This window comes from Labrys okinawensis (assembly GCF_002982075.1).
GTDB classification, from domain to species: domain Bacteria; phylum Pseudomonadota; class Alphaproteobacteria; order Rhizobiales; family Labraceae; genus Labrys; species Labrys okinawensis_A.
On sequence record NZ_PUEJ01000014.1, the window covers coordinates 112,737 to 125,941 of the forward strand.

The 13,205-nt window shown below is 66.3% G+C and carries 5 protein-coding genes and 1 pseudogene; all 6 read left to right on the forward strand.

What is annotated here, in order from left to right; translation table 11 throughout:
• The first annotated feature begins 197 nt into the window (after nt 1-197).
• The 6 genes and pseudogenes from C5L14_RS27790 to C5L14_RS27820 all read left to right on the forward strand — a co-directional run bounded on the left by C5L14_RS27790 (nt 198) and on the right by C5L14_RS27820 (nt 13,056).
• Entirely contained in the window at nt 198-5,423 is a 5,226-nt protein-coding gene (locus C5L14_RS27790) for an alpha-2-macroglobulin family protein (protein ID WP_105865304.1), read from the forward strand.
• Nucleotides 5,424-5,484: 61 nt separating this feature from the next.
• A complete protein-coding gene (pbpC, locus tag C5L14_RS27795) occupies nt 5,485-7,605 on the forward strand; it encodes a penicillin-binding protein 1C (protein WP_105865305.1) in 2,121 nt (706 codons plus the stop codon).
• Nucleotides 7,606-7,745: 140 nt separating this feature from the next.
• Entirely contained in the window at nt 7,746-8,903 is a 1,158-nt protein-coding gene (locus C5L14_RS27800; RefSeq protein WP_181161361.1) for a LysM peptidoglycan-binding domain-containing protein, read from the forward strand.
• A 330-nt stretch (nt 8,904-9,233) separates the two neighbouring features.
• On the forward strand, nt 9,234-10,049 hold the full coding sequence (locus C5L14_RS27805; RefSeq protein WP_105865307.1) for a GntR family transcriptional regulator: 816 nt from the start codon (nt 9,234-9,236) through the stop codon (nt 10,047-10,049).
• A gap of 90 nt (nt 10,050-10,139) precedes the next feature.
• A pseudogene (locus tag C5L14_RS31020) lies at nt 10,140-11,686 on the forward strand (putative N-acetylmannosamine-6-phosphate 2-epimerase).
• 26 nt (nt 11,687-11,712) lie between these two features.
• Entirely contained in the window at nt 11,713-13,056 is a 1,344-nt protein-coding gene (locus tag C5L14_RS27820; protein ID WP_428832666.1) for an extracellular solute-binding protein, read from the forward strand.
• The last annotated feature ends 149 nt before the right edge of the window (nt 13,057-13,205 follow it).

A 13,205-nucleotide genomic window follows, 5' to 3' on the forward strand; every position in this document is an offset into this window, starting at 1 on the left:
TTGCCGCCGAACCGGGGCGCCCTTAGTCTTGCAGGCTCGGTGGCCCCTTCCCTGTGCATATCGCGTGACCTGGGCGTGCCGTCAGTTATCGACTGGGTTCTCCCGCATAACTGACGACACGCCCAGGTCACGCCGGCGCGCTAGCGTGGAAGGGGACCGCCGCATAGGCCCAGGGGCGGATAAGAGGGACAGGGAACATGGTCAGGCAGGCAGCGCGCCAAGGCGTCTTCGTGCGGTTTTTCTCGGCATTCGTGCTCATGCTCGCCGTGCTGAGCTGGGTGGCTGCCAGCCCCGCGCAGGCGGCCCCGCGGTTCCAGGTGGATAGCCATTCCTACGCAGCCGACAGCTACAAGGACAGCATCGCCAAGCTGGCCAAGACCATGAAGAAGAGCGCGCCGCAGCTCCAGGAGGAGCTGAAAGCGGCCATCGGCTCCGACAACGCGCGCAACACCGCTGTGGTGGTGGAGCAATTCATCGCCCTGTCCCCCAATGACGGTGCGATGTGGAAGCGCCTCGCCGATTTGCTGCTGGTGGCGGAGCCCTTCAACAGCCAGGACGGCTATGAACTGCCCTACAAGGCGCTCGGCGCCTCCATCAGGGCCTATCAGCTGGCCAAGACGCCGCAGGAGCAGGCCGACGCGCTCAACGACGTCGCCCAAGCCTTGGTCAAGCGCGAGGACTGGCGTCCGGCCCTCAACGCCTATCGCGCCAGCCTCGATCTGGTCGACAATGCCGAGATCCGTGAAGCCTATGAGGAAGTACGCAAGGATCACGGCTTCCGCATCACCGACTATACGGTGGAGAGCGACGCGCCGCAGCCGCGCCTGTGCTTCCAGTTCTCCGATCCCCTGAGCAACGCGGTCGCCGACTACGCGCCCTATTTCAGCCAGGAGCCGGGCCCCGTCTCGGCCGTCACCGTCGACGGCACCAAGCTGTGCGTCGAGGGACTGAAGCATGGCGGGCGCTACAAGGTCACCGTGCGCCAGGGCCTGCCTTCGGCTGTGGATGAGAGCCTCCTCAAGAACGCCGAGTATGAGATCTATGTGCGCGACCGCCTGCCGTCCGTGCAGTTCGTCGGCAAGAGCTATGTCCTGCCGCGCACCGGCCAGAACGGCATCCCTCTGGTCTCGGTCAACACCACCCAGGCCAAGCTCGCGCTCTACCGGGTCGGCGACCGCAGCCTGATCTCGGCGGTGATCGATTCCAATTTCCTCGACCAGATCTACGGTTCCCAGGCCAGCGAGATTGCCCGCACCAAGGGCAAGAAGGTCTGGGAAGGCACGATGGACCTCACCAGCACGCCGAATCAGGACGTCACCACCGCTTTTCCGGTCGACGAAGCGCTCGGCAAGATCGAGCCTGGCCTCTATGTGATGACGGCCCACGCCGGCGAAGTGGCGGAGGACGAGGACAGCCAGCTCGCCACGCAGTGGTTCGTGGTCTCCGATCTCGGCCTGTCGACGCTGAAGGGCAAGGACGGCCTGCACGTCTTCCTGCGTTCGATCGCTTCCGCCGAGCCGCTCGCCGATGTCACGGTGCGCCTGCTCGCCCGCAACAACGAGATTCTGGGTTCGGTGAAGACCGGGGCCGATGGCGCCGCCTTCTTCGATGCCGGCCTCACCAAGGGCAATGAGGGCCAGGAGCCAGCCCTCGTGGTGGCCTCAGACGAGAAGAACGACTACGCCTTCATCGACCTCACCCAGCAGGCCTTCGACCTCACCGATCGCGGGGTCACCGGGCGCGACCCGCCGGGACCGGCCGATGCCTTCGTCTATGTCGAACGCGGCGTCTATCGGCGCGGCGAAACGGTGCATGCCGCCATCCTGCTGCGCGACGGCAATGCCAATGCCCTGGCCGACGTGCCCGTCACCATGGTGGTGCAGCGCCCCGACGGCGTCGAATATTCCCGTACCGTGCTGAAGGACCAGGGCGCGGGCGGCCGTACCGCCGATATCGCCATCATTCCCTCTGCCGCCAGCGGCACCTGGCGCGTCGTCGCCTATACCGATCCTAAGGCGGCGCCGGTCGGCGAGACCACCTTTCTGGTCGAGGACTATGTGCCCGATCGCATCGAGTTCGACCTCGCCACCTCCGGCACGCGTATCGACCGCACCAGCGGCGCCAATCTGAAGGTGGACGGCCGCTATCTCTTCGGCGCTCCTGCCGCCGGCCTCGATATCGAGGGCGACGTCTCGGTCTCCATCGACAGTCAGCCCTTCCCGCAATGGAAGAACTATGCGTTCGGCCTGTCGGACGAAAGCGTCGACACGGTGCAGAACACCGTCGATGATCTCGCCCAGACCGACGACAAGGGGCACGCCGAATTCACCGTGCCGCTGCCGCAGCTGCCGACGACCACCCGTCCGCTCAAGGCCAATTTCGTCATCCGCATGAAGGAAGGCGGCGGCCGCGGCGTGGTGCGCAGCGCCTCCCTGTCGATCGCCGCCACCGGCCCGATGCTCGCCTTGAAGCCCGGCTTCGCCGAAGGCACGGTGCCCGAGGGCCAGCAGGCCCTGTTCGACGCCGTTGCCGTCGATCCCCAGGGCAACCAGGTGGCGGCCAAGGGCGCGACCTGGACCCTCAAGCGCCTGACCACGACCTATCAGTGGTACAAGAGCAATAATCGCTGGAACTATGAGGCCGTCACCACCGCCCGCAAGGTCAGCGGCGGCACGGTCGACCTCGCGGCCGACAAGCCCGCCCAGATCTCCGCGCAGGTACAGTGGGGCCAGTACCGTCTCGAAATCTCGGCGGATGGATTGGCTTCCTCCTCCAGCTCCTTCTATGCGGGCTATTACACCAGCGAGAAGGCGGACACGCCCGACATGCTGCCGGTCGCCCTTGACCAGACCAGCGTCAAGACCGGCGATACGCTGCAGGTGAAGATCGATGCCCGTTTTGCCGGCAAGGCCTCGGTGCAGGTGGTCGGCGAGAAGCTCTTGTCTTCCACCCTGGTCGACGTGCCGGAGAAGGGGACGACCGTTCCCGTCACCGTGGGCAAGGACTGGGGCACGGGCGCCTATGTCGTGGTCACCCACTTCCGGCCGATGGACGTTGCCGCCAAGCGCATGCCGACCCGCGCGATCGGCCTCGCCTGGTTCGGCATCGACCGCAACGAACGCACGCTCAAGGTCACGCTCACGCCGACCGAGCTGATGAAGCCGCGCCAGCCTCTCAAGGTGCCGGTGAAGATCGAGGGCCTCGCCGGCGAGAAAGCCTATGTCACCCTGGCGGCCGTCGATGTCGGCATCCTCAACCTGACGGGCTACAAGCCGCCGGAACCGGAGACGTTCTATTACAGCCAGAAGCGCCTTTCGGCCGAGCTGCATGATCTCTACGGCCAGTTGATCGACGGCATGGAAGGAGCGAAGGGGCGGATCCGCACCGGCGGCGACGGCGGAGCCAATTTCAACAGCCCCCCGCCGACCCAGGCGCCCCTGGCGCTGTTCTCCGGCCTGGTCGAGGTCGGTGCCGACGGCACGGCCGAGATCAGCTTCGACATTCCCGCCTTCAATGGTTTGGTGCGGGTGATGGCGGTGGCCTGGACCCCGACCAAGGTCGGCCATGGGTCGGCGGACGTCAAAGTGCGCGATCCGGTGGTGATTGCCGGCACCTTGCCGCGCTTCCTTGCGGTGGGCGACCAGTCGCGCTTCCGCCTCGACCTCGTCAACGCCGAGGCCGCGCCGGGCGACTATACGCTCGCCGTCGACGTGGCGGGGCCGATCGGCGCCCAGCCCTCGGCCCTCTACCAGACCGTGAAGATCGGGCCCGTAGGCTCGCGCACGCCGGTGAACATTCCCATTACCGCGAACGGCATCGGCACCGGCAAGCTGGTCGCCACCCTGGCGGGGCCGGGTAATGTCGCCATCGACCAGAGCTTCACCCTCGGCGTTCTGCCGGCCAATCCGCCGGTGACGCGCCGCACGATCCAGACCATCGCCGCCAATGGCGGCGGCATCACCGTCAGTGCCGACCTCGTCTCCGACATGGTTCCCGGCACCGGCGCGGTCTCGCTTTCGGTGGGGCCGTTCAGCGCCCTCGACGTGCCCGGCCTGCTGCGCGATCTCGATCGCTATCCCTATGGCTGCTCGGAACAGCTCGTCAGCCGCGCGCTGCCCTTGCTCTATCTCAGCGAGCTCGGCGGCAATGCCATCGATCTCGACGGCACGGTGAAGGAGCGCCTGGGCGATACGGTGCAGCGCCTGCTCGCACGCCAGGATTCGAACGGCGCCTTCGGTCTGTGGAATGCCGATAGCGGCGAGTTGTGGCTGTCGGCCTATGTCACCGACTTCCTGCTGCGCGCCCGCGAGAAGGGCTTCGCGGTGCCGGAGCTGGCGCTCAACCAGGCGGTCGACTATCTGCGCAACCGTGTCGGCAACGCGCCCGACGTGGAAGAGGGCAAGGGCGAGGACGTCGCCTATGCCCTCTACACGCTGGCCCGGGCGGGCAGGGCGCCGGCGGGCGATCTGAAATATCTCGCCGACACCAAGATCGGCCAGTTCGGCAGCGCCATGGCGCGGGCCCAGATCGCTGCTGCCCTCGGCATGCTCGGCGACAAATCGCGGGCCGGCGAGGCGTTCGGCTCGGCTGCCGAGGCGCTCCAGAAGGAGACCAGCGATACCAGCCTGGCCTATCGCAATTACGGCTCGCCGCTGCGCGATGCCGCGGCGGTGGTGGCGCTTGCCGGTGACGGCAATGCCGGCCTGCCGGTGATCAAGGCGGCGCTCAAAGTCATCACCGATGCGCGATCGAGATCCCGTTATGCCTCGACCCAGGAGATGACCTGGATGGTGCTCGCGGCTCGCAGCGTCGCTGACCAGGCCCGTTCCCTCAAGCTGACCGTCGATGGCTCGGAACAGCAGGGCGCGTTCTACAAGGTCTATCGCGGCGAGGCCCTCAAGACCCCGCATTCCGTCTCCAACCCCGGCACTTCGGCCCTGCAGGCTGTGGTTGCGGTTTCCGGCTCGCCCGTCGTGCCCGAGCCCGCCGCCAATAACGGCATGAACCTGACGAGGAGCTATTTCTCGCTCGACGGCAAGGCCGTGGATCCCACGCAGGTGAAGCAGAACACCAGGCTGGTTGTGGTGTTGAGCGCCAGCCGCAGCGGCGACAACCAGACCGGCAACTTCCTGCTCGTCGACCGGCTGCCCGCCGGCTTCGAGATCGAGAATCCGAATCTGGTCGTCACCGGCGAGACCGGCAGCATGTCCTGGCTCAAGGATCTCACCGAGGTGACCCATTCGGAGTTCCGCGACGACCGCTTCGTCGCCGCGTTCACCGACCAGGCCGCCAAGGTTGCCTATGTCGTCCGCGCGGTAGCGCCCGGCCGCTACATCCTGCCCGGCACGACGGTGGAGGATATGTATCAGCCTGAGCGCAATGCCACGCTGGCCACCGGCATGCTGACGGTGACGGAGAAATGAGGCGAGGGCCGTGCTATACCCTTCCCCTCGAGGGGAGGGTGAAGTCGGAGACTACCCCGCCATGACCGCCCGGCGCGTCCATATTCTCTGCGCGTTTCTGTTTACGGCTGTCATTGCCGTGAACGCCGGCGGCTTTGCGCTGTCGGAGGCGCTCCGGCGCCTTGGCCCGGTGCCGCTGGGCGAAAGCGTGACCTATTCGCCCCTGGTGGTGGACCGCGACGGCAAGCTGCTGCGCCCCTTCACCACGGCGGACGGCTATTGGCGCCTGCCGGCCAGGCCGGAGGAGGTCGACCGGCGCTTCCTGTCTATGCTGGTCGCTTACGAAGACAAGCGCTTCTATTCCCATCACGGCATCGATCCGGTGGCGATGGTCCGCGCCGCCTGGCAGATGCTGAGCCGGGGGCACATCGTTTCCGGCGGCTCGACCCTGACCATGCAGGTTGCCCGCCTGCTCGAGCCGCGTCCCGATCGCACTTTCGCGGACAAGGCGGCGGAAATGATCCGCGCCGTCCAGATCGAGAACCGGCTGAGCAAGGAGCAGATCCTCGGCCTCTATCTGGCGCTGGCGCCCTATGGCGGCAATCTGGAGGGAACACGGGCCGCGTCGCTGGCCTATTTCGGCAAGGAACCCAAGCGTCTTTCGACGGCGGAGGCGGCGATGCTGGTGGCCTTGCCGCAGGCCCCTGAATCGCGCCGCCCGGACCGGGCCCCCGCCGCGGCCAAGGCAGCCCGAAACCGGGTGCTGCGGCTTCTCGCCGGCAAGGGCGTGCTGCATCCCGACCAGGCCGAGGCCGCCACGCTGGAGGCAGCACCGCAGGGGCGTAAGCCCTTCCCGATCCTGGCCGCCCATGTCGCCGAACGGCTGGTGCGCCAGGACCTCGTTCGTCAGGTCCAGGCCGGCAGAAGCGAGCCCAATCCGGTGGTGACGACCACGATTGCGCGCTTCCTGCAGGAGCAGCTCGAGAACCTGGCTCGCGAGCGAGCGACCGCCTTGGGCGGCGGCGTCTCGGTTGCCATCGTCGCCGTCGACAATGCCAGCGGAGAGGTGAGGGCACATGTCGGCGGCGTCGGCTATTTCGACAAGGCGAGGGCCGGGCAGATGGATCTGGCCGAATCCTCGCGCTCGCCGGGCTCCACCCTCAAGCCGTTCATCTACGGCCTTGCCTTCGAGGATGGCCTCGCCCATCCCGAGACGCTGGTGGATGATCGTCCCGCCCGTTTCGGGGTCTACAAGCCCGAGAATTTCGACGATGCCTTCCAGGGCACCGTCACCATGCGCCGCGCCCTGCAGCAATCCCTCAATGTGCCGGCGGTGATGCTGCTCAATTCGATCGGGCCGAACCGGCTGATCGCACGCATGAAGAATGCCGGCGCCGAGCCATCCCTGCCGCCCGACGCGGTGCCAGGGCTTGCCGTCGGCCTCGGCGGCGCCGGCGTCAAGCTCACCGATCTCGCCACCCTTTACCTTGCGCTGGCCCGTGACGGAGAGGCGCTGCCGCTGATCTGGCGACCGCAGGACCGGTCGATCGGCGCGCAGCCCCATCGCCTGTTCGAGAAGGCCGCGGCCTGGCAGGTCGGCAATGTCCTGATCGGCGCGCCGCCGCCGGAGAACGCGGTGGGCGGCAAGATCGCCTACAAGACCGGCACGTCCTATGGTTATCGCGATGCCTGGGCGGTCGGGTTCGACGGCGCCAACACGGTCGCCGTCTGGGTCGGGCGGCCCGATGGGGCGCCCGTCTCGGATCTCGTCGGCCGCAAGGCTGCCGCTCCCATCCTGTTCGATGCCTTCCAGCGCATCGGCGAGAAGCGCGTGCCGCTCAAGCCTCCGCCATCCGGCGTGGTGTTCGCGCGGACCTCCGAACTGCCGCCGGCCTTGCAGCGCTTCCGTCCCGGCGCGTTGCCCGAAATTGCCGCCGCTGGTTCGGGCGATGCCCCGCTGGTGATTTCCTTTCCGCCCGATGGCGCCCGGGTCGAGGTTTCCGGGGGACAGCCGGATGCCGCTTTGGCTCTCAAGGCGATGGGGGGCGCGCCGCCCTTCACCTGGCTCGCCGACGGCCTGCCGATCGTGATCGGCGAAGAACGGCGCGAGGCTGTCTGGGACAAGCCCGGCAAGGGCTTTGCCCGCCTCTCGGTGATCGATGCCAGAGGGCATACGGCCAGTGTGCAGATCAGGCTGGATTGATACTCGGCTCTCGTAAGGGATCAATGACCTAGGACCAGGTTTTTCACCCGGGACCATAATATTCCTGTCAAGATGCGGGCCTAGCCTTGGACGCAGCACATTCCAATGATTGGCAGAAATACATTTCCGGGAGAAGCGTGGTGAAGGCAGGGCGTTATGTGATCAAGCAAGGCGACACCTTGTGGGGGATCGCCGGCCGTTACTATGGAAATCCGGTGCGCTGGCCGGAGATCTATGCCTATAACAATGAGCCGGCTGTCGTCGCCAAGACCGGACACGGCATCGTCAATCCCGATCTCATCAAGGCCGGGCAGGTGATCTACCTGCCGAAGCAGCATCGCCGCGTGGTTTTGCGCGGTACGTCGACGACAGGCCCGGCTCTGACGGCGAAGCCCCAGCCGGCCAACCCGCCCGTATCTGGCTCGCCCACGCCTGCTCCTGCCCCGACAAGGGCCGGCACGAACCCGTCCCATCCTGTGCGCACACCGCCCGATGCCGGAAGCAACCCGGCAGCCAGGACGCTCGCGAACAATTTCGGTTTCGGCTACCAGCTTGACGACCTGCCGATCATCGAGATCAAGGGCAATGGCTTCTCGGCCAAAGTCAAGCTGAAGGGGGCGATCTTCCTGCAGCCGACCGACAAGGTGCCGCTTCTCGTCTACAGCAATAAAGGGCTGGAGTCGCAGGCGCGCCAGCAGACCTCGACGGTGCTTGGCGAATTGGTGTCCGGCGGCAAGTTGAGCTGGGACCGCAAATCCAACAGTGTTACCTATGAATGCCAGCTGACCCTGCGAGCCAACGCGCATTCGCCGGGCGCCCAGTTTTCGGCCGGGATTTCGAGCACGGGCGAGCCGGTGCTCAAGGCGACGCTCGCCTATCCGCGCCTGACCGGGCGTATCCGCGACTATGTCTATGTCGCCGGCGAGTTCAAGGTCGAGATCGAGCTGAAGCCGGATCAGCATCTGCGCCCACCGCTGCCCGAGCCGGTGCTGGCGCCGAGCTATCGCCCGGTTCCCGATGCGACGCGGGTGTGGCGACCCCAGCCCGTGCACAGCGATCGCAGGTCGCCCTCGTCCCCGGAGCCGTCTTCGGGCATTCATTGGGGCAAGGCAACGGTGGCCATCGTCGGTGCCGTGGTGATTGTCGGCTTGACCTTGCTCGAGGATGCGGCGACCGCTGGGGGCGGCGTGGCCGATGATCCCGCGAGCTTCGCAGCAGCCGGCGCCCTGCTGCGCTGGGGGTTGCGCCGGGCGGCCGTGCAGGCGCCGGCACGATTGGCGCCGGCGCTGGCCTATTGAGAACGATCGAACTTTCCGATTTTCGAGCACGAAATGCGTTCTTCGATGCGGTTTCAGGACCTACGGGCCGGGCAGCAACGCTGACCGGCCCTTTTCTTGTTGTCGGTGCGTCAATCAAGATTGCGTGTTAGACAGGGGCGAGTCAGGCAAGAACGGTTCGGCCATCGAATGATGGAGCTGCGGACGCGCCTTTGCGATCCCGCCCAATCAAGCAAAGCGGGTACAGTCGGAAAGACTGCTTTGCCTGGTGTTTGTAATGCCGTGTCCTTGCGGCTCTTGGTCAGTCCACTGAGCCGCAAAGCGCTTTTGCCTGAAAATACCTGGTGCCGCATGTCTTCTTCCTTCTCTCCCGACCAGAGTGCCGATCGCTCCGAACCGGCGGAAAACGCCGAGGTCGAGCGGCTGATCGATCATCTGCTGCGCAAGGGGCGCCTGGAAACCGAAAGCCCGACGGCGCTGTATCGGCGCTTGCAGGATGCCCTGCGGAGCGCGATTGCCGAAGGCGTCGTTTCGGCGGGCGCGATGATTCCGGGTGAACGCGAGCTGGCTCAGCGCCTCGATCTGTCGCGCGTGACCGTGCGCAATGCCATCAAGGGGCTGGTCGAGGAACGGCTGCTGGTGCAGCGCCACGGTGCGCGAACCAGCGTCGCGCTGCGCCTGGAAAAGCCGATGACGGTGTTCACCAGCTTCTCGGAGGACATGGTGGCGCGCGGCCGTGTTCCCGGCACCACCTGGCTGCGCAGGGAGGTTGGCATGGCAGACGGCGCCGAAGCCATGGCCCTGGGCCTGTCGCCGGGGGCCGAGGTCTGCCGTCTGCACCGGCTGCGTCTGGCCGATCGGGTGCCCATGGCAATCGAATATTCGGTGCTGCCGGCCGAATTCCTGCCGAGCCCCGATCTCATCAAAGGCTCCCTCTATGCCGCCCTCGATCGCCGGGGCTGCCAGCCTGTGCGGGCGTTGCAGCGGGTGAGGGCCGATGTGGCGACCGCCCACGAGGCGCGCCTGCTCGAGATCGAAACAGGCGCTCCCATCCTCGAAATGGAGCGCCGCTGCTCGCTCGAAAACGGCCGGGTGGTCGAGCTGACCCGCAGCCGCTACCGTGGTGACGCCTATGATTTCATGGTCGAACTGGCCCGGCGTGGTTAAAGCACGGAGGACTGCGTCACTGGTATTAAACAGGTTGCATTCTGGTCCCATTGATGTCAGGCTTCCTCAGCAGCAAACGAGGAGCATGGGGTGGCAACCCCAGTTGAACGATCGCTCGACGGATTGATCGTGTCCTGCCAGCCGGTGATCGGCGGCGCCATGGACCGGACCGAGATTGTCGTCGGCTTCGCATTGGCTGCCGCGGCAGGCGGCGCGGCAGCGTTGCGCATCGAGGGGCTGGCCAATGTCAGGGCTGTGCGCGCGGCAACGTCGCTGCCGGTCATCGGGCTGGTCAAACGCGCCGAAGCGAACACGCCCGTATTCATCACTCCCTTGCTGCAGGATGTCGCCGATCTGGCGGATGCCGGTGCCGACATCATCGCATTCGATGCCACGCAGCGCGTGCGCCCGGTCTCCGTGCCTGCCCTGATCGCCGCCATTCATGCCGCCGGGCGGCAGTCCATGGCCGATTGCGCCGACCTGGCGGATGCTGTCGCCGCCGCCGAGGCGGGCGCATCCGTGATCGGCACCACCCTGTCCGGCTATGTCGGCGGGCCGGTGCCGGAGGAGCCGGATATCGGCCTCGTGCGCCGGGTCGTGGCTCTCGGCAGGCCGGTTTTCGCCGAGGGGCGCTATCGTACGCTGGCACAGGTGCAGGCGGCACGCCAGGCCGGCGCAGATGCCGTGGTGGTCGGCTCCGCCATCACTCGCCCCGAGCACATCACGAGCTGGTTCGTCGAGGCGGTGAAGTCGCCCTCTGCTCCATCCTCCTAGGAACGCCCATGCAACGACGGCCTGTCCTTGCAATCGATATCGGCGGCACCAAGACCCTCTCGGCCTTGGTCGACGGCGACAGGGTGGTGGCGCAGCGCCGTGTCGAGACCGCACGCGAGGGCGGCCCGCAGGCCTGGCTGGATGCCGTCGCCGCGAGCATAGCCGATTGGAGCGGACGCTATGCTGCCGCCGGCATCGCTGTCACCGGCCGGATCGCAGGAGGCCGCTGGTCGGCACTGAATCCGGCCATCCTGCCGGTGCCGGACGGTTATCCTCTCGTTGAGGTCCTGACCGAGCGCCTCAAGGTGCCCGTGACTGCCGTCAACGACGCCCAGGCCGCGGCTTGGGGCGAATATCGCTTCGGCGCGGGGCAGGGCACCGACATGGTGTTCCTGACGGTATCGACGGGCGTCGGCGGCGGTTTCGTGCTGGGCGGGCGTCTGTTGACCGGCCGTAGCGGGCTGGCAGGGCATGTCGGCCAGATCCTTACCGATCTCTCGGCAGGCGAGCAGCGATTGGAAGACATTGCGGCCGGTTCTGCCCTGGCGCGGTCGGCCGCCGGCAGCGGACGATGGTCCGGCCCGCCGGCCTTGCTGGCAGCCGCCCGCGGCGGCGATCCGGAAGCGGAAGCCCTCGTCGACGGGGCCGTGCGCCCCTTGGTCCGTGCCGCCCGCACCCTGCAGATGCTGATCGATCCGGATTGCTTCGTCATTGGCGGCGGCCTCGGTCTGGCCGAGGGCTTCCTCGACCGGCTGCGCCGACAAGCCGCTGGGCTTCCTCCCCATTACCGTCCCGAATTCCGCGCTGCCGCGCTCGGCGCCGAAGCGGGACTGATCGGCGTGGCCGATCTCGTCGACCTATAACCAGAAAGCGCACCGGAGGTGGATCCATGTCTGAGATGAAGCGAGGCCGAAGGAACAGATGCAGAGCGCTGCTGGCCGGTCTGGCCCTGGCGTTGGCGGGCAGCACCGGCGCCATGGCCGACGTTACCGTTCTCGGCTGGCCCGGCGGGCCGGAGGAAACGGCTCTCCGGGCGACCGCCAAGGCCTACAATGAGCGCCCCGGTCTTGCCGAGGCCGACAAGGTCAGGCTGATCTTCTTCAACCGCGAAGGGTTCTGGGACAAGCTGCAGGCCGATCTTGCGGCGGGGTCGACCGAGTTCGATCTCAACCTGATCGCTACCTATTCGCTTGGCAAATATGCGCCCTTCATGCAGCCGGTGGACCTACCGGCCGACAGCGCCAAGGTCTTCGGCGAAAAGGTGCTGAAGACCATGCAGTTCGACGGCAAGCAATATGGCGTGCCGACGGACCTGTCCTTGCATTTCATGTATGTGCGCAAGGACCTGATGGAAAAGCTGCTGGCCGATGACGGCTGGAAGAAGACCTATGGCGAGATCGCCCAGAAATATCTCGGCAAGCCGCTGCAGCCGGTAAAGCCGGACGAATGGACCTGGGACGACTATGCCGCCACGGCCCTGTTCTTCACCAAGAGCATCAATCGCGCCAGTCCGACCCGCTACGGCACGGTGCTGCAGATGAAGAACCTCCTGTTCAACATGATGGTGTTCCAGACCATGGCGCGCTCCTATGGCGCCGATTGGCAGGACGCCACCGGCAAGATCACTGTGGATTCGCCCGCCTACCGTACCAGCCTGGAGCTCTATAAGAAGCTCTACGATGCCGGTGCCAGCCCCAAGGATTCGCTCTCCTACGAATATGCCGAGGCCAACGCCGCCTTTGGTGCCGGGCAGGTCGCCACCATGTTGCAATGGAACGCTGCGGCGGCCGATCTCGACAATCCGGCTAAGAACGCCGCGGTGGCGGGCAAGATCGATGCGCTGGCTCCGCCGAAGGGGCCTGAGGGGCGCACGACGCATATTCACGGACTTGGCTTCGGCCTCAACAAGGCCTCGACCCATAAGGAGGGCGCGGTCAAGTTCCTGCACTGGCTCGCCGGCGCGGAGGCGATGAAGATCTATGCGGAGGCGGGTGGTTCGCCGGCGCTCGATGCCAGCCTGACGTCCTCCCTGCCGAAGCGGCCGGACCTCGCCAAGATCGGTGACTTCGCCGGCCAGTACGGTTTCGTGATGACGGGAGGGACCTCAGCCGGCGCCTTGCAGGTCTACGAGGCCCAGGCCAAGGCCTTCACCGGCTATTGGGCGGGACAGGCCGACCTTGATGCGACGCTGAAGGAAACGACCGCCAAGATGCAGGAATTGTTGAAGAAATAGCGTTTGCATCGAGTGCCCGTCATAGGGCGCAATCCCGGGAGCGCAGGTGACGCGTCCGCAGGTGCTAACTTAAGCGGCGGGCTTACGCTGCCCCCGGTTCTTGCGTTCTCCCCGTACAAACGGAGCGAAAGAGCGTTTGGCGTCACGCC